This is a genomic window from Rahnella sp. RcJ3, from assembly GCF_009498575.1.
In the GTDB taxonomy this organism is placed as follows: domain Bacteria; phylum Pseudomonadota; class Gammaproteobacteria; order Enterobacterales; family Enterobacteriaceae; genus Rahnella; species Rahnella aceris.
The window spans coordinates 242863-265482 of the sequence record NZ_QSNX01000006.1 but is presented as its reverse complement, the minus strand read 5'-3'; the positions used below and the strand labels follow the sequence as shown (position 1 = coordinate 265482).

General features: G+C 52.1%; 17 protein-coding genes and 1 riboswitch. Of the genes, 8 read left to right on the top strand and 9 right to left on the bottom strand.

Features of this window, described 5'->3' with window-relative positions:
• Window positions 1-8: 8 nt before the first annotated feature.
• Entirely contained in the window at window positions 9-2414 is a 2406-nt protein-coding gene (locus DXU84_RS10615; protein ID WP_276524758.1) for a DNA polymerase II, read from the bottom strand.
• Between the two features lie 238 nt (window positions 2415-2652).
• Between DXU84_RS10615 and DXU84_RS10610 the strand changes: the two genes are divergently transcribed.
• Complete coding sequence (locus tag DXU84_RS10610; protein WP_112150996.1) at window positions 2653-3420, top strand: DedA family protein; 768 nt, start codon at window positions 2653-2655, stop codon at window positions 3418-3420.
• On the opposite strand, the gene thiQ is transcribed toward DXU84_RS10610, so the two are convergent.
• The 4 genes from thiQ to sgrR form a co-directional block, all read right to left on the bottom strand.
• Window positions 3410-4120 (bottom strand): thiamine ABC transporter ATP-binding protein ThiQ, encoded by a 711-nt coding sequence (gene thiQ, locus DXU84_RS10605; protein WP_013577034.1) that lies wholly within the window; start codon window positions 4118-4120, stop codon window positions 3410-3412. The genes DXU84_RS10610 and thiQ overlap by 11 nt on opposite strands.
• Window positions 4104-5714: a thiamine/thiamine pyrophosphate ABC transporter permease ThiP gene (thiP, locus tag DXU84_RS10600; RefSeq protein WP_015690472.1), complete on the bottom strand. Its 1611-nt coding sequence runs from the start codon at window positions 5712-5714 to the stop codon at window positions 4104-4106. The genes thiQ and thiP overlap by 17 nt, the downstream gene beginning before the upstream one ends.
• On the bottom strand, window positions 5690-6673 hold the full coding sequence (thiB, locus tag DXU84_RS10595) for a thiamine ABC transporter substrate binding subunit (RefSeq protein ID WP_013577032.1): 984 nt from the start codon (window positions 6671-6673) through the stop codon (window positions 5690-5692). Before thiB ends, thiP begins: the two co-directional genes overlap by 25 nt.
• A 43-nt stretch (window positions 6674-6716) precedes the next feature.
• Window positions 6717-6846: riboswitch (TPP riboswitch) on the bottom strand.
• Between the two features lie 40 nt (window positions 6847-6886).
• Entirely contained in the window at window positions 6887-8548 is a 1662-nt protein-coding gene (gene sgrR / locus DXU84_RS10590; protein WP_112197245.1) for an HTH-type transcriptional regulator SgrR, read from the bottom strand.
• Between the two features lie 102 nt (window positions 8549-8650).
• On the opposite strand from sgrR, the gene sgrT reads away from it, so the two are divergent.
• The 3 genes from sgrT to DXU84_RS10575 all read left to right on the top strand — a co-directional run bounded on the left by sgrT (window position 8651) and on the right by DXU84_RS10575 (window position 11080).
• The gene (gene sgrT, locus DXU84_RS10585; protein ID WP_037033442.1) at window positions 8651-8836 is read left to right on the top strand and encodes a glucose uptake inhibitor SgrT; all 186 of its coding nucleotides are present in this window, start codon (window positions 8651-8653) and stop codon (window positions 8834-8836) included.
• A gap of 160 nt (window positions 8837-8996) precedes the next feature.
• Window positions 8997-10160 carry an MFS transporter gene (locus tag DXU84_RS10580; protein ID WP_037033441.1) on the top strand — a complete coding sequence of 388 codons (1164 nt, stop codon included), beginning with the start codon at window positions 8997-8999 and terminating at the stop codon, window positions 10158-10160.
• A gap of 227 nt (window positions 10161-10387) precedes the next feature.
• A complete protein-coding gene (locus tag DXU84_RS10575; RefSeq protein WP_013577028.1) occupies window positions 10388-11080 on the top strand; it encodes a hypothetical protein in 693 nt (230 codons plus the stop codon).
• Window positions 11081-11363: 283 nt separating this feature from the next.
• Here the strand turns inward: DXU84_RS10575 and leuD are convergent, their stop codons facing one another.
• Genes leuD through leuA form a run of 4 tightly spaced genes read right to left on the bottom strand, consistent with a single transcriptional unit; the run spans window position 11364 to window position 16062 of the window.
• On the bottom strand, window positions 11364-11966 hold the full coding sequence (gene leuD, locus DXU84_RS10570; protein ID WP_013577027.1) for a 3-isopropylmalate dehydratase small subunit: 603 nt from the start codon (window positions 11964-11966) through the stop codon (window positions 11364-11366).
• Window positions 11967-11976: 10 nt separating this feature from the next.
• Window positions 11977-13377: a 3-isopropylmalate dehydratase large subunit gene (gene leuC / locus DXU84_RS10565; RefSeq protein WP_013577026.1), complete on the bottom strand. Its 1401-nt coding sequence runs from the start codon at window positions 13375-13377 to the stop codon at window positions 11977-11979.
• A gap of 1 nt (window position 13378) precedes the next feature.
• The gene (gene leuB / locus DXU84_RS10560) at window positions 13379-14470 is read right to left on the bottom strand and encodes a 3-isopropylmalate dehydrogenase (RefSeq protein WP_013577025.1); all 1092 of its coding nucleotides are present in this window, start codon (window positions 14468-14470) and stop codon (window positions 13379-13381) included.
• A gap of 2 nt (window positions 14471-14472) precedes the next feature.
• The gene (leuA, locus tag DXU84_RS10555; protein WP_013577024.1) at window positions 14473-16062 is read right to left on the bottom strand and encodes a 2-isopropylmalate synthase; all 1590 of its coding nucleotides are present in this window, start codon (window positions 16060-16062) and stop codon (window positions 14473-14475) included.
• Between the two features lie 739 nt (window positions 16063-16801).
• Between leuA and leuO the strand changes: the two genes are divergently transcribed.
• The 4 genes from leuO to ilvN all read left to right on the top strand — a co-directional run bounded on the left by leuO (window position 16802) and on the right by ilvN (window position 22475).
• Entirely contained in the window at window positions 16802-17749 is a 948-nt protein-coding gene (leuO, locus tag DXU84_RS10545) for a transcriptional regulator LeuO (RefSeq protein WP_121019702.1), read from the top strand.
• Window positions 17750-18038: 289 nt separating this feature from the next.
• Window positions 18039-19835 (top strand): long-chain fatty acid--CoA ligase, encoded by a 1797-nt coding sequence (locus tag DXU84_RS10540; RefSeq protein WP_153375632.1) that lies wholly within the window; start codon window positions 18039-18041, stop codon window positions 19833-19835.
• A gap of 427 nt (window positions 19836-20262) precedes the next feature.
• A complete protein-coding gene (ilvI, locus tag DXU84_RS10535; protein WP_013577021.1) occupies window positions 20263-21981 on the top strand; it encodes an acetolactate synthase 3 large subunit in 1719 nt (572 codons plus the stop codon).
• 2 nt (window positions 21982-21983) lie between these two features.
• The gene (gene ilvN / locus DXU84_RS10530) at window positions 21984-22475 is read left to right on the top strand and encodes an acetolactate synthase small subunit (protein WP_153375629.1); all 492 of its coding nucleotides are present in this window, start codon (window positions 21984-21986) and stop codon (window positions 22473-22475) included.
• Window positions 22476-22620: the final 145 nt, after the last annotated feature.

Below are 22620 nucleotides of genomic sequence, written 5' to 3'. Positions count from 1 at the left end.
TCTTTTGTTTAAAATAAGCCCATCTGACCTGTAATCAGTGTAGCAAAGTCATCGTGAAGGAAAGGTAAAATGCCATCGGCGACCGGCTCGAGCTGACGCTCGATGTAGTGATCGTAATCGACAGGTGACTGACGGTTTTCCAGCGGCTCCGGGCCGGAAGTGGTCATCACGTAGCTTATCCAGCCACCATTCTGATACTGTTTTGCCCGGCCATGCAGCGCGTTATAGTCATCGGCCAGCCGCGCGGCGCGAACATGCGGCGGCACGTTTTTTTCATAATCACTCAGTTTGCGCCGCAGGCGTTTGCGGTACACCAGTTTGTCATCAAACTCGCCACTGAGCGTGCGTGCGACATATTCGCGCACGTAATCCTGATATGGCTGGCGGTGGAATATGCGTTGATACAGCTCCTGCTGAAATTCCTGCGCCAGCTTCGTCCAGTCGGTGCGTACAGTTTCCAGCCCTTTATAAACGATGTGCTCACCGTCGGCGTCATTCACCAGCCCGGCATAGCGCTTTTTGCTGCCGGTTTCCGAGCCACGAATGGTCGGCATCAGGAAACGCTGATAATGGGTTTCGAATTCCAGCTCGAGTGCGCTTTCCAGCCCGTATTCCTGTTGCAGATGGGCTTTCCACCAGGCATTAACCCGCTCCACAAGATGGCGGCCGATAACGTCGGCGTCTTCCTGCGAATGGGCTTTATTCAGCCAGACAAAGGTGGAATCAGTGTCACCGTAAATCACCTGATAACCTTCGGCTTCAATCAGTTCGCGGGTCTGACGCATAATGTCGTGCCCGCGCAGGGTAATAGAAGAAGCCAGACGCGGATCAAAGAAGCGGCAGCCGCTCGAACCGAGCACACCGTAAAACGCGTTCATGATGATTTTCAGTGCCTGCGAGAGCGGTTTGTTTTTCTGCTTCTTGGCTTCTTCGCGCCCCATCCAGATCTGGCGGACAATTTCCGGCAGGCAATGTGTTTCCCGCGAGAAGCGGGCGTTGCGATAACCCGGCACCGAATGTTCATCGTCCGGTTGTTGCAGCCCGGCAACCAGTCCGACCGGGTCGATCAGGAAGGTGCGGATAATCGACGGGTACAGACTTTTATAATCGAGCACCAGCACCGAATCGTACAAACCGGGACGCGAATCCATCACAAAACCGCCGGGACTCATTTCGCCCTGCAATTCGCCCATATTGGGCGCGACGTAACCGGCGCGGTGCATGCGCGGTAAATAAAGATGGGTAAAGGCCGCCACTGAACCGCCGCTGCGATCCACGGCCAGACCGGTGACCGAGGCGCGTTCCAGCAAAAACGGCATCAGTTCAGTTTTGGCAAAAATACGCGTCACCAGTTCGCAGTCTTTCAGGTTATAGCGTGCCAGCGCCGGTTTATCTTCCCGAAAACGTTGTTCGATTTCGGCCAGCCGCTGATAAGGATTATCGCTGGCTTTGCCTTCGCCTAATAAACTTTGCGAGACGAATTCCAGGCTGAACGAGTTGAAGTTCCAGAACGCCGATTTCAGTGCTTCAATGCCGTCGATGATCAGACGACCCGCAGCGGCAGCAAAAAAGTGCCCCTGTTTGAAACCGTGTTCACGCCATTCCAGTTCACCGCCGCCGCGCCCGAATTTCAGCGGGATTTTGTAGCGGTCAGCGTGTTTTTGTAAAACCCGCAGGTCAAACTGCACTACGCTCCAGCCGATAATGGCGTCGGGATCATAGATTTCCAGCCACTCATTGAGTTTTTCCAGCAACTGCGGGCGGCTGTCGACGTAAACCATGTTGAAATCAAATTGAGCATTAGGATCGCCGTTCGGCGGGCCGAGCATATACACGTGGCGCTGCCCGCAGCCTTCCAGCCCGATGCAGTACAACTCGCCGTTGCCGCTGGTTTCGATATCCAGAGAACACAGTTTCAGCGGCGGGCGGTAGTCCTCCGCCGGTTTCATTTTGGTGTCCATCAGCAGCTTGTCCGGCCCCGGTTTACCGCTGAACCACACCGGTGCGGTGATATAGCGTTCCATCAGGAAGCGTTCCGGCGGGCGGATATCCGCTTCGAAAACACTGACGCCATTTTCTTTCAGCAATTTTTCAATCCGCATTAACTGCCGGTGTTGCGGGCAGTAAAGCCCAAGAACGGCGCGGGAATGGAAATCCTGCAACGGCAACGGACGCAGACTGATATTTTTTTCATCAATGAGAATGCGCTCCGCCGCCGCGCGTTGTTCGGCCGGAATAAACGCCACCGATTCCTGTAAAGGCAGGCGCACTTTCTGCGGACCTTCGTCGGTCGCCAGCCACAATTCCACCTCGGTACCGCGCGGCGCGTCGCGCCAGTGGCGGGTCAGCACAAATCCCTGACGCGGCGGGGTGTCAGTGGCAGCAGAAGCGGGACGGACAAAGGTGGAAGTGATAAGCGCCTCGGAACGGTAAAGATGAACAGATAAGGAATCAGAACAGAGTATGGTTATTTATACAGTCTTTGTCTATGGCTCAGGTTTCTGCCAAATACGCATACAATTACCCGGTTGACTGTGATAGTTCATGCGCTGACAATTCAGCCGATTGATGTATTTACTACAATGAGAATGCAGAAAACTCACACTTGTCTCATTTATCTGCGCAATTGGCGCAACTGAATTCTGGGAAGATATGGAAGCCTATCTACAACATCTGGTCGCTCAGTCGGTGGGCTTGGCATTAATTATCGTCGCGGTGGTGGCTTTCTTCGAGTCGCTGGCGCTGGTGGGCCTGATCCTGCCGGGTACCGTCATGATGGCGACGCTCGGGACGTTGATCGGCAGCGGTCAGGTGGGGTTGTACGAAGCCTGGCTGGCGGCGGGGCTGGGATGTTTCTTCGGCGACTGGGCCTCGTATTTCATTGGCCGCGGTTTCAAGGAGCCGCTGCATCGCTGGCGCTTCCTCAAACGTTACCAGTTATTACTGGATAAAACCGGTTATGCGCTGGATCGCCATAGTTTTGCGACGGTGATTATCGGGCGTTTCATCGGACCAACACGCCCGCTGGTGCCGATGGTTGCCGGTATGCTGAACCTTCCGCCTTACAAATTTGCACCGCCGAATATTATTGGCTGCATCACCTGGCCACCGGTGTATTTCCTGCCGGGCATTCTGGCGGGCGTGGCCATTGATATTCCGGCCAGTCACAACAGCTCGGTCTTCAAATGGATGCTGTTTGCCGCCGTGGTGCTGATCTGGCTGAGTGCCTGGTTGCTGTGGCGCTGGTTCCGTTCGGGCAAAGCTTCACCTGATGCGATGACAAAATGGTTGCCCTTAGCGCGTCTGCGCATCGTCTGTGTGCTAAGTCTGGTCGCAACCGCAGTGAGTCTGGTGATGTTAAGCGAACAGCCGATGATGCCGGTTTATGGTCATTTGCTGTGGCAAGTGATCACCCGCTGATCCCCGGCATTATCCCCAACACGCTGGCCTGCGGCGCACTGCCGTCGGTCAGTGCCTGCGTCGGCCCGTCGTAAAAAATCCGGCCATCGACGATCAGCAACGTGCGCGGCGCGATCCGTGCCGCATCATCCAGATTGTGCGACACCATCAGCAGCGTGAGATGGCGTTGCTCACATACCTTATCCAGCAACGTCAGCATCTCACTGCGCAGTGCCGGATCGAGTGCTGAAAAGGGCTCATCGAGCAATAAAACCGGCTGACTGCGCAGCAGGCAACGGGCGAGCGCGACACGCTGACGCTGGCCACCGGAAAGTTGCGATGGCAGCCGGTCCAGACATTCAGTCAGCCCGACCTGTCGGGCAATTTCTTCCAGTTCCTGCTTCTGCTGCGCGGTAAGTTTCAGCCCCGGATGCAATCCCAGCCCCATGTTCTGACGCACCGTCAGATGCGAGAACAGATTATTTTCCTGAAACAACATCGACACCGGACGTTTTGCCGGTGGCGTCACGCTGTGATCTGCGCCGTTGAGCAGGATCTGCCCGCTGACCGGTGCCAGAAAACCGGCGACCAGACTCAGCAGGGTACTTTTCCCGGCGCCGCTCGGGCCGAGGATTGCCACACGTTCACCGGCGTCGATCTGTAAATCGAAGCGCATCGGCAGATGTTCGTACAAATACGTCAGTTTATTCAGCGTCAGCATGGCGGCCCGGCAGTTTCTCAATCAGGGTGAATAACAGGAAGCATAGCAGCAGTAATAACAGCGCCGTCACCGCGCCGTCCTGGCTGCGGTAGGAACCAATCTGCTGATACAGATAAAACGGCAGGGTGCGGAAATTCTCGTTGCCGAACAAGGCAATCACACCGAAATCCCCCAGCGAAAGTACACAGGCGAAAGCCAGTGCCTGTGCAATCGGGCGTTTCAGTGCGCTGAGTTCAACCCGGCGCAGCCGCTGCCAGCCATGCATATCCAGCGAAAGACACAGCAGCGTGTAGCGTTCTGCCACGTCGCGCATCGGGTTATCCAGCACTTTTAATGCATAAGGTACGGCCATCAGCGCATTCGTGAGGATCACCAGCGGCCACGGCGATTGTGGTAAACCGGTGGTATCGCCGAGCAACAGGAAGAAACCGGTCGCCAGCACAATACCCGGCATCGCGAGGATCAGCATGCCGCTCAGATCCATCGCCTGCGCCCAGCTATTTCTCTTGCGTAACCGCAGTTCGCGGCTGCTCCACAGCAGCATCATGGTCAGCAGCACACACAATAATCCGCTGCCGAGCGCGATACGCACGGATGTCCATAATGCCTGCCAGAGCGCGGGTTGTTGCAAAACACCGACCGCTGCCCGGTTTATGCCATCGGTAATGACGGCGAGTAACGGCGGCAGGATCAGCAACAACGCCAGGCCAATCAGTACGGCATCGGCGATGCGCCGCAACCAGGAATCGTCAGGATTACGCCAGCGCTGAGAATGCGTTTGGCCCACCGGCAACGCCTGACTGAGTTTCTGACTGAGCAACACCAGCGCCAGGCAACAAAACAGCTGGATCAGGGCCAGCGTGGCGGCGCGGCTTAAATCGTAGTCGTAACTTAGCGCCTGATAAATGGCGAGTTCAATGGTCGTCGCCTGCGGACCGCCACCCAGTGAAAGCACCGTGGCGAAGCTGGCGAAACACAGCATAAAGATTAAGGCGGCGGCGGGGAATATCTGCCGGCGAATGGCAGGCCATTCCACAAAGCGGAATTGCTGCCAGATATTCATGCCGAGTTGTGCGGCGAGCTGGCGCTGCTCAACGGCGATATTTTCCAGTGCCTGCACTAAGAGCCGCGCTGCCAGCGGCAGATTGAAAAAGACGTGCGCCAGCAAAATGCCCTGTAAACCATACGGCGAGAAACGGTAATCCATGCCCAGCCAGCCGCAAATTTGCGCCAGCCAGCCCTGTCTTCCGTAGACACTGAGAATGCCAAACACCGCCACCAAAACCGGCAAGACCAGCGTCATCGCACATAAACGTAATAACAGCTGACGGCCGGGGAAACGGCGGCGGAACAAGGTGCGTGCCAGCAAAATTGCGGGCAGCACCGAGCAAAGCGCTGAAAGCAGCGCCTGCCAGAAAGTAAAGCAGATCACATGCCAGAGATAAGGATCGTGCCAGAGCGATGCGCCGCTTATCTGTGGCGCATGACGCCACAGAGAGCCTAAGGCCAGTACTGCCACCAGCAACATAGCCAGTGACGCGATGACGCCCGGCAACAGCCAGCGAGGGATCAATGGCTGACGGCGTTCTGCCATGCCTGGATCCATTGTGAACGATGAGTAGCGACATCCTGTGCGCTGTATTGCAGAGATTTGGCCGGAATCGTCAGTTGTTTAAAAGCGTCAGGCAGCGGGGTATTCACCACCGGATACATCCAGTTGCCGGTCGGGATCACTTTCTGGAAATCTTCCGTGGTGACGAACTTCATGAACTGTTCAGCAAGTTTCGGTTGCTTGCTGTTTGCCAGCTGGCCCGCCACTTCGACCTGCATGTAATGCCCTTCGGTAAAATCGGCTGCGGCGTAGTTATCTTTCTTCTCTTCGACAATATGGTATGCCGGAGAGGTGGTGTAGCTCAGCACCAGGTCGCTTTCACCTTTGAGGAATAAACCGTAAGCCTCGCTCCAGCCTTTAGTGACGGTGACAGTTTTCTTCGCCAGTTTTTCCCACGCTTGCGGCGCTTTATCGCCGTAGACTTTTTGCATCCACAGCATCAGGCCCAGACCCGGTGTACTGGTGCGTGGATCCTCATAAATCACTTTCCATTTCTGGTCGCTGTTGATCAGCTCATCGAGGCTTTTTGGCGGATTCTTCAGTTTATTTTTGTCGTAGACGAAGGCGAAATAACCGTAATCGTAAGGCACGAAAGTGCTGTCATTCCAGCCGCCTGGCACCGTCAGTCTGGCGTTGGTTTTCGGTGCTTTGGCGAATAAACCGGTTTGTTCAGCGGCCTGCAACAGGTTGTTATCCAGCCCCAGCACGATGTCGGCTTTGCTGTTTTTACCTTCCATCCGCAGACGGTTGAGCAAAGACACGCCATCTTCCAGCGCCACGTATTTCAGTTCGCAGCCGCATTGGGCTTCAAAGGCTTTTTTAATGGCGGGACCGGGGCCCCAGTCAGCAGAGAAAGAATCGTAGGTATAAACCGTCAAAACAGGTTTTGACGCAAATGCAGGTGCAGAAAGTAACAGCAGGCAGGACAGTAATTTTTTCAACTTTGCGCTCCAAAAAAATGAAAGGGCAAAGGATTTTGAGTAAGCATCGCGCAGTCTCAAATCCCTCCGCCGGGATTAACCGGATCAGGTTCGACGGGTTTCAAATCTCAGCCAAACTTGCTCACGGCGTTTACATCGCAGCTTTAACAAGTCGGGCACCCCGTTGAGAACGGATGTCATTCTAGAGATTAACGGCGCGATGCGATAGTCCGATTAACTGTCCGGTGGGGCAAACCAGGCGGATTTAAAGTCGAACCAGCCGAGGGTGTTCATACGCACACCGCGCATACTGCGTTGCCCCTGTAGCACCAGCCAGTGATGGAACAGGGGATGGATCTGATGGCTGACCGTCTGTTTCTGGCTCCATTTCGCCATCGATAAATTCCCGGCGTGCCACAGGGCGGCATCGTCGTTCATCTCTTCGCTAAAGCAATGCTTTGCCAGCGGCAATTCGTAGAAATGCGCGAACAGTGAAAACTCCAGCGGCAGGGTGAAGTTGGCACTGCCGAGCCACAGATCACTTTTGGCATCGCCGCGGTGCCAGACTGCGTAATCCACTATCTGAATAATCAGTTCGATACCTTCTTCCGCCAGCAACGGGCGCAGGGCGTTGCAGATCGCCTGATGTTCGGAATGCTCGCCGTAAAATGTCAGCGTTACCTGCGTCAGGTTTTGCGGTTTGGGCGGACGTGGCCGGGGCGCTTTGTGATGCCAGCGTGGCAGCAGGCCATACGCCGGAGACCAGTAGCGCTGGTAAATCGGTTCGGCATTATTCAGTAAGGCGATGGGATTGAGTAAATCGCACAACCACTGGCGTGTTTCTTCTGATTGTCCGACCGGCGAACGCTGGTCAAATAACAGGAAATAGCAGCCTTCTTCAAGGCGACTTTCCAGCTCGCTTTTGCCTGATTCATCGGCCTGAAGCTGTACGCCGGAATGCACCAGCTCTTCACTCAGTTCCGGTAATACCCAGATATTCACCTCGTCGATCAGTGCCCGGAAGCCAAAATAATCGTCAAAGGCGCGGATGCGCAGCTGTGTTTTCAGATTACGCACCACGGCGTAAGGGCCGGTGCCGACCGGATGGCGGGCAAAATCAGGCAGTGACTGCCATTCCTGCGGCAGGATCATCGCGTGGATATTGCCAAATAACCACGGCAGCCAGCGGTCGGGTTCATTCAGGTGGATATCTATGACATTTGCCGTGGGCGTCGTGACTGATTTCAGGTTGCTGAACAGCGGATGCGTTTTCAGGCGAATAAACGTGGCGATAATATCTGCCATCTCGAGTTCGCGACCATGATGAAAATGAATGGCGGGGCGCAGATAAAACCGCCAGTGCAGCGGCGAAACTTCCTGCCAGTGATGAGCTAAATCGCCTTCTGCTTCCCCATTTTCCTCATTTATGCGTGTCAGGCCGCTAAAGATTTGTCTGGCAATGTGGGTTTCTGAACGGCGCAACATGGTGCCGGGCAGCAGATTCATCAGCGGGCGATAATACAGTACGCGCAGAATATGTTTGCCCTGACGGAAGCTGCGCCCGAGCTGGGACAGCAGCATCTGACGCACCAGGGTTTTGTCGCCGACCAGTTGTACCAGCTGATCAATGCTGTCCTGTTCCAGCAGCTCTTCAGCGCGCTGTTGCTGGAGTGCCAGCCCGGTATACAAAAATTTCAGCGTGGATCGTTTGCCGCGTCCGGCCTCTGCATCCCACGTCAGCCAGCCCTGTCCCTGCATGGTGCTGAGCAACGAGCGCATGTGTCTGCGTGAACAGTTCAGGACTTCTGACAGTGCCTGTAATGTCGTTTCAGTTTCTTCACCGTGACAGCTTTGCCATAAGCGGATGAACTGTTGTTGCAAACGGGATGAGGACATAAAAGAGGAACTCCGTGGCCGATCTTCATCAATTTATCTTTCCTCATATTACGCCGATACTGTTTCTCAACGAAAGCCTGTTGTGAACAACCGGAGATCATCATGAAACGCAGTCTGAACGCCCGTTTCTATCAGCGTTATTTTGAAGCCATCAAAAAAAACGCCTCTAAAAATCATGCAGACTGGCTGTCCTGGGTTCCGGTGCAGTACCGTCTGGATATTCTGTCCCGTCTCACGCAGTGGGATATGGAAACGATGGACGACGAGCAATACCGCCGGCGACTGTGACTTCAGGTCTGACTAAATTCGATTTTCTGAGTAATGGTGTATTGTCACCAGCCAGTGAGGAAACTCACTGGTTTTTTTATGCTCATTTTCCAGAACCGACTGAAACTTCGCTACACTGTCTGTCTTGCTTTATCTGCATTCATTTCTCAGGGACGACGTCATGTCAAAACCTCGTTTTAATCGTATTTATGTCACCTTTCTGGTGGTCTCCTTGCTGTGCGGCGTGGCGGGTGCATTACAGGCGCCGACGCTGAGTCTGTTTCTGACCAATGAAGTGAAAGTCCGGCCATTGTGGGTCGGCTTCTTTTATACCGTTAACGCCATCGCGGGGATCGCGATCAGCTTTCTGCTGGCTAACCGTTCCGATAACAAAGGCGACCGGCGGAAATTGCTGATGTTCTGCTGCCTGATGGCGATCGGCAACAGTCTGGTCTTTGCCTTCAGCCGCGATTATCTGGTGCTGATCACTGTCGGTGTGTTGCTGGCAGCGATAGGTAACGCGTCGATGCCCCAGCTCTTTGCACTGGCGCGGGAACATGCGGATCGCTCCGCCAGTGAAGTGGTGATGTTCAGCTCGATGATGCGTGCGATGCTCTCGCTGGCCTGGGTGCTTGGCCCGCCGCTGTCGTTCATGGTGGCGTTGAACTACGGCTTTACGCCAATGTACCTGAGTGCGGCAGCGGTGTTTGTCGGCAGCATACTGATGATCCTGTTTTTCCTGCCCTCAGTACCACGCCTTGAACTGCCAGTGGACGAAAAAGTAGTGCATGCCAGCGCCTGGCGTAACAAAGATGTTCGTCTGCTGTTCTTTTCTTCTTTGCTGATGTGGACCTGCAATATCATGTATGTCATTGATATGCCGCTGTACATCACCAGCGATTTGGGCCTGCCGGAAGGGCTGGCAGGCTTGCTGATGGGGACGGCGGCCGGGCTGGAAATTCCTGCCATGTTGCTGGCCGGGTATCTGGTGAAACGTACCGGCAAACGCAAGCTGATGCTGTATGCCGTGGCGAGTGGTGTGATTTTCTATGCCGGACTGGTGGCGTTTCAGTTCAAGGCGGCGCTGATGATCCTGCAACTGTTCAATGCGATTTTCATCGGCATCGTGGCGGGGATCGGCATGCTGTATTTTCAGGATCTGATGCCGGGAAGGGCAGGTTCAGCGACTACGCTATTCACCAACAGCATTTCCACCGGTGTGATTTGCGCGGGGTTGCTGCAGGGCTTTATCGTGGAAAACTTCGGCCATTATCCGGTCTACTGGGCAGCAACTGTGCTGGCGGTGGTGGCGCTCGGGCTGATGTATAAAGTCAAAGATGTTTAAATGACGTAAGGTTAATGAGCGATTTATTCGCTCTTTAACCTATTCAACTGAATAATATATTCCGTTTTTTGCTTGTTCCGGCAACGTCTTAATAATTTTGAAATATCTGTTTTTATCCTGCAAAGATTAATGTTTTAAGTACTTCGCATCCTCTTTACCTGTATGGCTAATGAAAAGTATTTTCTATAATATCGTCTTTCTTAAAATTCTAATGCAGGGTATTAAATATGATTCCAGTTGTACTTATCAGGAAAACATATAATTCATTTATTGATGAGAAAAAATCTGAGGGCTGCTGTATTGGGTTATGCCTGACGTGGCTGGGCGATATATTAAAAGAAAGGCCGGTACAACAAAGGGGGGGCTGGTTTTCCGGCTGGCTTTCCGGTTGGTTCTCCACGCCACTGACACCTGACAAGAAAGCCTTAATCCCCTCTGATACTGCGAAGCTGAGGCTATTGCTTGAACGTTCATACCGGCGGCACGAGAGCTATCTGAGGAGCTGCAAGGAGAGTCAGCAGGATCCGAAACGTCAGACAGGACGCCATCAGGTCTTTGTTAATTATAAAAATTTCCGTCAGGCAGAAAAGGAAAGAATAACTGGCGTTCCCGGTTTACAGTATCGTCTGATAACACGTAATGATTTCATGTTATTTAACGGGGTAAACAGTTTTGGTCAGGCTCACCCTCTCACCGGAGCGATCATTGCTTTCCGGTTTTCTGAGGTACCGGGTGAGGTTGGCTATCATGCCGTTGCGGCGTTTCGCTACAGTGCTTCGGAATGTTTTTTTCTCGATCCCAATTTAGGATTATTTAAAACATCCTCTTCTTATCCTATGTTAGATATTACTAAATATATTAAAAAAGTATATAGAGAGGCTGTTCCATTAATGGAGTTTATAGTTTCTAAGAAAAGCTAATTAAATGGTGGCCGATATTTGTGCATTCGCCGTTGTTGAGTAAAAATATTAGAAGTGTTTTGAATATGATTAATGTTATTTCCATCGAAAAAAATTATGGTTCAGTCGATTTTTTATCAGGCAAGTACCAGGATCCCATCGCTGTAAGTGAAATAATCGTGACAAAGAAACTGAAGACAGGATGACTATGCAGGGGTAACTTTGCAGAGGCTTTCGGGGATGCCTGAAGGCTGATGAAGAAAGCGGGGCTGGGCCCGCCTTCTTCATCGTTTACAGATAATGATCATTGCATAAACGCAGGCTGATTCTTCTCGTAGCCGGAGATATTTTCTTCGTGCTGCAAGGTCAGACCGATGCTGTCCAGACCGTTGATCATGCAGTGACGACGGAAGCTGTCGATGACAAACGGATAGCTTTTATCGCCCGCTTTAACAGTCTGCGCTTCCAGATCCACTTCGAACTGAATGCCTTCGTTAGCTTTCACCAGCTCAAACAGTTCATCCACTTCGGCGTCGCTCAGCGTGATTGGCAGCAACTGGTTGTTGAATGAGTTACCGTAAAAGATATCGGCAAAGCTTGGCGCGATCACAGCATGGAAACCGTAATCGGTCAGTGCCCATGGCGCATGTTCGCGGGAAGAACCGCAGCCAAAGTTTTCGCGTGCCAGCAAAATGCTCGCGCCTTTGTAGCGCGGTTTGTTCAGCACGAAATCAGGATTTGGCACCTGACCGGCATCGTCCAGAAAACGCCAGTCATTAAACAGATGCTGGCCAAAACCGGTACGGGTGACTTTCTGTAAAAACTGTTTTGGAATGATGGCATCGGTATCGACGTTAGCTGCATCCAGCGGAACCACCAGACCGATGTGTTGGGTAAATTTAGCCATGGTGTTTTCCTCAGTTCAGTTCACGGATATCAGCGAAACGGCCGGTGACCGCCGCCGCTGCCGCCATTGCCGGGCTGACCAGATGCGTGCGACCGCCACGACCCTGACGGCCTTCGAAGTTACGGTTGCTGGTAGACGCGCAACGTTCGCCCGGTTCCAGACGGTCATTGTTCATCGCCAGACACATAGAGCAGCCTGGCAGACGCCATTCAAAGCCCGCTTCGATGAAGATCTTATCCAGCCCTTCTTCTTCCGCCTGCGCTTTTACCGGGCCGGATCCCGGTACCACAATGGCCTGTACGCCGTTCGCCACTTTACGGCCTTTGGCCACCGCTGCCGCAGCGCGTAAATCTTCGATACGGGAATTGGTGCAGGAGCCGATGAACACTTTATCAATCGCCACGTCGGTCAGTTTAATGCCCGGCTGCAAATCCATATACGCCAGCGCTTTTTCCGCTGAGGCACGTTCTACCGGATCGGCAAAGGATGCCGGGTCCGGGATGGTCTGATTCACGGCCATCACCTGACCCGGGTTGGTACCCCAGGTGACCTGTGGTGCGATTTCAGACGCATCCAGCGTAACAACGCTGTCGAACTTCGCCCCATCTTCGGTTTTCAGGGTTTTCCAGTATTCGACCGCCGCGTCCCAGTTCTGATCTTTCGGCGCAAACTGACGGCCCTTCAGATAAGCAAACGTAGTTTCATCCGGTGCAACCAGACCGGCTTTCGCCCCCATTTCGATCGCCATGTTGCACAGGGTCATACGACCTTCCATGCTTAACGCTTCAATCGCTTTACCGCAGAATTCCACCACGTGACCGGTGCCGCCTGCGCTGCCGGTTTTCCCGATAATCGCCAGAACGATATCTTTCGCTGTGATACCGACAGGAGCTTCGCCGGTCACTTCAATTTTCATGGTTTTAGCGCGACCCTGTTTCAGGGTTTGTGTCGCCAGAACGTGTTCAACTTCCGAAGTCCCGATACCGAATGCCAGTGAGCCAAACGCGCCGTGCGTGGCGGTATGGGAATCACCGCAGACAATCGTCATTCCCGGCAACGTCATGCCCTGTTCAGGGCCGATAACGTGAACGATGCCCTGATACGGGTGATTCAGGTCATACAACTGCACGCCGAATTCAGCACAGTTCTTGATTAATTCCTGCATCTGGATGCGCGCCATTTCGCCGCTCGCATTGATGTCTTTAGTTTGCGTGGACACGTTGTGATCCATGGTCGCAAAGGTTTTACCTGGCTGGCGAACCTGGCGGCCCATCGCACGCAAGCCGTCAAACGCCTGCGGAGAGGTCACTTCGTGAACCAGATGGCGGTCAATGTATAACAATGGCGTTTCGTTTTGCGCTTCGTAAACCACATGCGCATCAAACAATTTCTGATATAGAGTTTTGGCCATGTTATGCCCCTTCTTTCACAAAGCGGGCAATGATATCGCCCATTTCATTGGTACCCAGCGCCTGCTGACCGTTAGCTAAATCGCCGGTGCGGTGGCCTGCTTCCAGTGCTTTATTAACCGCCTGCTCGATAGCATTGGCTGCATCATCAGCACCCAGACTGTAACGCAGTAACAGTGCGGCGGACAAAATTTGTGCAATCGGGTTGGCAATGTTTTTACCGGCGATATCCGGGGCTGACCCCCCCGCAGGCTCGAACAGACCAAACGCCTGCTCGTTCATGCTGGCAGAAGGCAACATCCCCATCGAACCGGTGATCATCGCGCATTCGTCCGACAGGATGTCGCCGAATAAGTTTGAACACAGCAACACGTCAAACTGCGACGGATCTTTAATCAGCTGCATGGTCGCGTTATCGATGTACATGTGGCTCAGGCTGACATCCGGGTAATCTTTAGCGATTTCGTTAACCACTTCACGCCACATAATGGAAGTCTGCAACACGTTCGCTTTATCGATGGAGGTCACTTTGCTGCGGCGTTTGCGCGCTGATTCAAAGGCGATGCGGGCGATGCGTTCAATCTCAAAACGGTAATACACTTCGGTATCAAATGCTTTCTCGTGCATGCCCTGACCTTCGCGACCTTTAGGCTGACCGAAGTAAATACCGCCCGTCAGTTCACGAACACACAGAATGTCGAAGCCTTTTGCGGCGATATCGGCACGCAACGGACAAAACTCTTCCAGCCCCTGATACAGGCGGGCAGGGCGCAGATTACTAAACAACTTGAAATGTTTGCGCAGTGGCAATAATGCGCCACGCTCAGGCTGATCGTTTGGGGGCAGATGTTCCCATTTCGGGCCACCCACGGAGCCGAAAAGAATCGCATCAGCTTGTTCACAACCGGCAACGGTCGCTGGCGGCAACGGGCTGCCATGTTTGTCGATGGCTGCGCCACCCACATCGTATTCGCTGGTGGTGATCTTCAGGCCAAAACGCTGACGTACTGCGTCCAGAACTTTATATGCCTGGGCCATGACTTCCGGGCCAATTCCGTCTCCGGGTAAGACGGCAATATGATGGGTCTTGCTCATGTTCACACCGTTTCCTGATTATTTTGAATGTTGTTGTGTTGCTGACCTGTCTGCTGCAAACGTTGTTTTTCGATCTCAACTTGTTTGCTGCGCCAGATGTTATTCAGTACGTGTACCATCGCTTTTGCGGAGGATTCGACAATGTCTGTCGCCAGCCCGACACCGTGGAAGCGGCGGCCATTGAAGGAGACGACCACGTCAACCTGACCCAGAGCATCGCGGCCCTGACCTTTGGCGCTCAGCTGGTATTTCACCAGTTCAATCTGATAACCGGTGATGCGGTTGATAGCCTGATACACGGCATCTACCGGACCGTTGCCGGTAGCGGCTTCGGTAATGATTTCTTCGCCACAGGCCAGATTGACTGACGCAGTGGCGGTAATTTTTGAGCCGGACTGCACGCTGAAGTTATCCAGACGATAGAATTCAGGTTCTTCCTGCTGCTTGTTAATGAAGACCAGTGCTTCTAAATCGTAGTCGAAAACCTGACCTTTTTTGTCGGCCAGCTTCAGGAACGCGGCATACAGATGATCCAGATTGTAATCAGCTTCTTTGTAGCCCATTTCTTCCATGCGATGCTTAACGGCAGCACGACCGGAACGGGAAGTCAGGTTCAACTGAACCTGATTCAGACCGATGGATTCCGGGGTCATGATTTCGTAGTTTTCACGGTTTTTCAGCACGCCGTCCTGATGGATCCCGGAGGAGTGTGCGAAGGCGTTAGAGCCGACAATGGCTTTGTTGCCCGGGATCGGCATGTTGGTTATCTGGCTGACAATCTGGCTGGTGCGGTAGATTTCTTTGTGATTAATGTTGGTGTGAACGTTCATGTAGTCGCTGCGGGTGCGGATCGCCATGATCACTTCTTCCAGCGCAGTGTTACCGGCGCGTTCACCGATACCGTTCAATGTGCCTTCAACCTGGCGCGCACCGGCCTGTATCGCGGCGATGGAGTTACCGACAGCCATGCCCAGATCATCGTGGCAGTGAACGGAAATAATCGCTTTATCAATGTTTGGAACACGCTCATACAAATTGGTGATGATTCCACCGAACTGAACCGGCGTCGTGTAACCCACGGTGTCAGGAATGTTGATGGTGGTCGCCCCGGCTTTGATTGCAGCTTCGACCACGCGGCACAGATTATCCAGCGGGGTACGGCCGGCATCTTCGCAGGAGAATTCGACGTCGTCAGTGTAATTACGGGCGCGTTTCACGGAATGCGTGGCCATTTCCAGCACCTGATCAAACGAGCGCTTCAGTTTGGATTCAATGTGCAGGGTAGAAGTGGCCAGGAAGACGTGGATACGGAAAGCTTCTGCGACGCGTAATGCTTCGGCAGCGGCGTCGATGTCACCGTCCACACAGCGGGCCAGACCGCAAACACGGCTATTTTTAATCTGGCGTGCGATAGTTTGTACGGACTCGAAATCGCCGGGAGAGGAGACCGGGAAGCCGACTTCCATCACGTCAACGCCCATTCTTTCCAGCGCCATTGCAATTTGAATCTTCTCTTTAACACTCAGGCTGGCTTGTAACGCCTGTTCACCGTCACGCAGCGTGGTATCGAAAATAATGACTTGCTCGCTCATGGGTTATTCCTTGTCTGCTTTTACTTTCGCGCCCTGCGGGAGATAAAAAAAAACCCGCGCATCGGCGCGGGTTTATTGTCTGTGGAAGTTGAATCAGTTCTGATTTTCGCCCACTGGCTTACCGCGCAAATATTCTGCGTTGAGTAGTAGGCCTAGGAGACGGGTCATCATGAACATGTGTTTCAGCTTCTCATCATCGGGTGGTCAGAACGGATATCGTTCAAACAGTGACTAAAGTGATACGGGAATGTGTGCGGTATGTCAACCTTCACTGTGTGGAAATTCCAGAAAATCGCCAAAATGATATTGAATCTCATTTAGCATAAAACACTGGCGTCGCGGAGGTACTCGGGATGAAGGTTTTAAAGGGGGGCGGAAAAATAAGAACAAAAAAAATGCACCCGCCCGGGGGCACCTGGATAAATACTCTATTTAATACAGTGAATTAAAAATGATTTAGTATGGCTTAACTTATTATTCATTTTTAGAATGTTGTTTACGGAAATATTTTGCTGTTTGATATCATCAGTTTCTTTGTGGGAAATAAAATTTGTATTTCTGTTTCTGATTATTGGAAACAAAAATTCATATTTTTCTGAAAATAAATTGATGAGAATTTGCTGCGTTTTCTCTGCCAATATTTATGTTCCCCAATACCATCTCAATGCTGCGCTTTACGAAATAGATTATTGAAGATAATCATTTTATTTGGATTCGAATGTCTATTATGAGGGATATCATGTCTGACGCCGATACAGAAATACAACCTAAAACCGCTGAGGCAGAAACGCACCTTCGCAATGTTGATTTAAATTTATTAACGGTTTTTGATGCCGTCATGCAATTACAAAATATTACACGTGCAGCCAATATGTTGGGGATGTCCCAGCCAGCGGTCAGTAATGCCGTTGCCCGTTTGAAAGTGATGTTTAATGATGACTTGTTTGTGCGTTTCGGGCGCGGGATCCAACCGACGATGCGCGCACGTCAACTGTTTGGCCCGATCAGACAGGCTTTGCAACTGGTGATGAACGAACTGCCGGGGGCAGGTTTTGACCCTTATCTCAGCACACGCCAGTTTAATGTCGCTATTTGCAGCCCGCTCGATAAACGCTTCACCAGCCTGGTGCTGAATGCCGCCGAAGAATTATCGCCGGGTGTCAGTGTTAAACTGCAAACGATTGTTAACGATGATATTGAACATCAGCTGCGTTACCAGAATATAGAATTTGTGATCAGTTATCGTAAATTTGAGCGTGCTGATTTTTGCAATCATGCCTTATTTAATGATGAGCTGGTTCTGGTCGCGGCGCAAAATCATCCCCGTATCAGTCCGCATATGTCTGATGAAAAGTATCTGAAAGAAAAACATGCTGTCATGATGATGGACCGCTTCTATTCTTTCAGTTCACCTTATTACGACGACTCTGAGTTAGTTTCGCTGATTTCCTATCAAGGAACCGATCTGTTCAGCGTTATGGAAATTGTCTCCAAATCCGAGATGGTTGCACTGGTGCCGCGCTGGCTGGCACAGGCAAATGCAGGGATACTTAATTTATCCGTCATTCCACTGCCGTGGATGAAAAATACGCTGACTTGTTATCTTTCCTGGCACGAATCATCCAGCAAAGACAAAGGTAATATGTGGATGAAAACATTATTGAGCCAGTGTGTTGTTTCTCTGTAATCAGTCAGTCATTACGACTTTTTTGGCAGAGGTGATCGCAGCGAAAGCGGCTGCCTGTTCTTTATCAGATAGTTTTTTATCCTGCAGGTTTTTTTCTCCTCGTTAGAGTCCTGCAGGTTTTTTTTGTCTTAGAAATTCCGCGTTATATTTCCAAAACCCTGCTGCAGCTCCTACAATTTCATTTCGCCTTGCAATCTTTGTCGGTAGACTGCGTTAAATCTTTGTAACAGAGCAATGCAGTCAGCTCCCTCCTTTTACTGACTACGCTGGACGCCGGTATAAACGCTCAATGAATCCAACCTTAAATAATTACCATCTGATTTCCCGTTTTCGTCAGCAAGTCGTTGCCCGCGCTGAACAGACTGCATTTCGCGAGTGGTCGCCAGCGGCAGAATCTGCCCTGACCTGGCGTGAGCTGGGCGAGAAAGTGGATGCCTTATCCGACGTGTTATTGCAGGAGCAAGTGGGCGTTCAGGAACGGATCGCCATTTGCGGGAATAATTCGATGGCCTGGGCGACAGCAGATCTTGCGATCCTGCAATTGCGTGCTGTCACCGTGCCGGTTTATGCCACCAATACACCCGCGCAGTCTGCATATGTACTCAATGATGCGGATGTCCGTATTTTGTTTGTCGTCGGTCAGAAACAATATGACGCGGCGGTGGCTGTGCGTGATCTCTGCCCGCAGCTGAAACACATACTGGTGCTGGACAATGATGTCGATTTACGTGGCGTACCCATTGCCCGGCATGTTTCAGGCGTTGTTCCCCGGGATGCTGCTTTAGCTGCTGAGCGTGAAGTGCGGGTGAATGCCCGTGACCTGAGTGATCTGTTCACGCTTATCTATACCTCGGGCACTACCGGAGAAGCAAAAGGCGTGATGCTGGATTACCGCAGCATGGCGACGCAACTGATGCAGCATGAAAGGCGTCTGAGCATTTCGGAGCATGATGTTTCCCTTTGTTTTCTGCCGCTGGCGCACGTTTTTGAACGCGCGTGGAGTTTCTTCGTGATGCATTGCGGTGCGCAAAACGTCTTCCTGCGCGAAACTGATCTGGTGCGTGATGCTTTGCAGGCCATTAAACCGACAGTAATGTGTGCGGTACCGCGCTTCTATGAAAAAGTGTTCAGCGCGATCCACGACAAAGTCTCTCGCGCAGGAACCCTCAAAAAGCGGCTTTTCCACTGGGCCGTCGGGCAGGGCAAAGAGAAGTTTTTGATCGAGCGCCGTGGCGAACGTTATCCGTTCTGGCTGGTGCCTGCGCATTTTCTCGCCGATAAACTGGTGCTAAAAAAGCTGCGTGATTTGCTGGGTGGCAATCTGCGTTTTCTGCCTGCCGCCGGTGCAAGTCTGGACGACAATGTCATTCTGTTTTTCGAATCACTCGGTCTGAAAATCAAATACGGCTACGGCCTGACGGAAACGTGCGCGACGGTGACCTGCTGGGAAGAAAATGATTTCCGCTTTGGTTCTGTCGGAACGGCGTTACCAGAGATTGAAGTGCGGATCGGCGAGGAGAATGAGATTCAGGTTTGCGGCCCAACACTCCTGCGGGGTTACTTCAATAAACCGGAAGAGACGGCGGCCAGTTTCACTGCCGACGGCTGGTTTAAAACCGGTGATGCCGGGAAAATGGATGCACAAGGGAATGTGTTTATTACCGAACGACTCAAAGATCTGATGAAAACGTCGGGCGGAAAATACATTGCTCCGCAGCGTATCGAAGGCACGCTGGTGCAGGATCGTTATATCGAGCAGGCGGCAGTCATCGCCGATGAAAGGCACTTTGTTTCTGCGCTGATCGTGCCTGATTTTGATGTGCTGAACGTCTATGCCCAGGCGCACCGTATTGATTATTTCAATCGCGCCGGACTGGTGAAAAACGAGCAGATCCTCTCGCTGTTTGCCCACCAGCTACGCGAGATTCAGCATGATCTTGCCGGTTTTGAGCAGGTGAAAAAGTTTGTGTTGCTGACCAAACCTTTCACGATGGAAGCGGGTGAACTGACCCCGACCCTTAAACTGCGCCGCAAAAATATTTTCAGCCGTTATCAGAAGGAAATCGATCAGCTTTATCAGGAGTAATGCTTCATCTGCCCGTTTCATCACTTTCCTTTCTGAATCACCGGCGTATGTCACTTCGCCGGTTTCCTTCCCTCGTTTTAGTTTCAGGTCCGCTATGGACATAATTTAATACTGTAATTTTTCCAGCCTTCCTGATATTTCTGACTGGTTAGTGCTCACAGGCAGTGTTTTGTCCCGAGCGGGAGAATGAAGGCAGTGCGAGGCGATAAAATCATGCCTGTGCAGAATTTTTGGCGTTTGCCTGACTCCGGTTCTGACGCTAAGGTACTGAGTTAGATTCTTGAACGCCAATAAGAACAGCAGGGTTTTGTGAGCCCGATAGAAAGTCCTAAAATTCAGCAATTTATCTTTAAATTGCTGCTGATAGAACAGCTAGCTGAAACACAAGTCATCCTATAAAAGAAGCAAAAAGCCTGGAGGCAAAACCATGGAGATGTTGTCAGGAGCCGAGATGGTCGTCCGGTCGTTAATCGACCAGGGCGTTAAGCACGTATTCGGTTATCCCGGCGGTGCGGTGTTGGATATCTATGATGCCCTGCATACGGTCGGTGGGATAGATCATGTGCTGGTGAGACATGAACAGGGTGCTGTTCATATGGCTGACGGTTATGCGCGTGCCACGGGTGACGTGGGCGTCGTGCTGGTGACTTCCGGTCCCGGCGCAACCAATGCGATCACCGGCATTGCCACGGCTTATATGGATTCCATTCCGCTAGTGGTGCTATCCGGCCAGGTACACAGTTCACTCATCGGTTATGACGCATTCCAGGAATGCGACATGGTGGGGATTTCCCGCCCGGTGGTGAAACACAGTTTTCTGGTAAAACGTGCGGAAGATATTCCGACTGTGCTGAAAAAAGCGTTTTATCTTGCCTCTACCGGCCGTCCTGGCCCGGTGGTTGTCGACCTGCCAAAAGATGTGGTGAACCCGCAGATTAAACTGCCTTACGCCTATCCTGATCAGGTTGCGATGCGCTCCTATAACCCGACGGTGCAAGGCCATCGCGGGCAAATCAAGCGCGCAGTCCAGACTTTACTGGCGGCGAAGAAACCGGTGCTGTACGTCGGTGGCGGTGCGATTAATTCTGAGTGTGATGCTGAACTGCTGCAACTGGCGGAGAAACTGAATCTGCCCGTCACCAGTTCCCTGATGGGGTTGGGCGCATTTCCCGGTACCCATCGCCAGAGCCTTGGTATGCTCGGCATGCACGGTACTTACGAAGCCAATATGGCGATGCACAACGCGGATTTAATCTTCGGTGTAGGTGTGCGTTTCGACGACCGTACCACCAATAATCTGGCGAAGTACTGCCCGAATGCGACGGTTATGCACATTGATATCGACCCGACGTCCATTTCCAAAACCGTGAATGCGGATATTCCGATTGTGGGTGATGCGAAGCAGACGCTGATTCAGATGCTGGAATTGCTGGCACAAAGCGACGAAAAGCAGGAATTCGATGCGCTGCGCGACTGGTGGCAAAATATTGAGAACTGGCGCGGGCGTGAGTGCCTGAGCTACGACAAAAATACCGGTACCATCAAGCCACAGGCGGTTATCGAAACGCTGCACCGTCTGACCAAAGGCGATGCCTATGTTACGTCGGACGTCGGGCAGCATCAGATGTTTGCCGCATTGTATTATAAGTTCGATAAACCGCGTCGCTGGATCAACTCCGGTGGCCTCGGCACGATGGGCTTTGGCCTGCCTGCTGCGCTGGGTGTGAAACTTGGCCTGCCGGATGAGACGGTAATTTGTGTGACCGGTGACGGCAGTATCCAGATGAACATTCAGGAGCTGTCGACCGCGCTGCAATACGATTTGCCAGTGATCGTCGTGAACCTGAACAATGGCTATCTGGGCATGGTGAAGCAGTGGCAGGACATGATTTACTCCGGCCGTCATTCTCAGTCTTACATGCAATCGCTGCCTGATTTCGTGAAACTGGCGGAAGCTTACGGGCATGTGGGTATTGCTATCCGCACGCCGGATGAGCTAGAAAGCAAGCTGGCGCTGGCGCTGGAACAGAAAAATCGTCTGGTATTTGTTGATATCAGCGTGGATGAAACAGAACACGTTTACCCTATGCACATCCGTGGCGGTGCGATGGACGAAATGTGGTTAAGCAAAACGGAGAGGACCTGATCATGCGCCGGATTTTATCAGTATTACTGGAAAACGAATCGGGCGCGTTGTCCCGCGTGGTTGGCCTGTTCTCTCAGCGTGGCTATAACATTGAAAGCCTGACCGTTGCACCGACGGATGATCCTACCTTGTCGCGCATGACGATTCAGACCGTGGGTGATGCCAAGGTGCTCGAGCAAATCGAAAAACAGCTGCATAAGCTGGTAGACGTATTACGAGTCACTGAGCTGGTGCAGGGTGCTCACGTTGAGCGTGAAATCATGCTGGTGAAGGTGCAGGCTTCCGGTTATGGCCGGGAAGAAGTTAAACGCTCTACCGAGATTTTCCGCGGTCAGATTGTGGATGTCACAGCAACGCTTTACACCGTTCAGCTGGCGGGTACCAGTGACAAACTGGACGCGTTTTTAGCCATTATCCGTGATGTGGCTGAAATCGTCGAAGTTGCGCGCTCCGGCGTAGTGGGTGTCTCCCGTGGCGACAAAATCATGCGCTAAAGCGTAAATAATCAGCAAGATGTGAAACTTATCTGATATTTAAAAGCCCGGCTCTTGAGTTGGGCTTTATTTTTTGCGAGACAGGTGAAGCGATTCGGTAAAACACCTTGCCCGGCAGAGGCTTCTGCGGTTAGATAAAGCATTA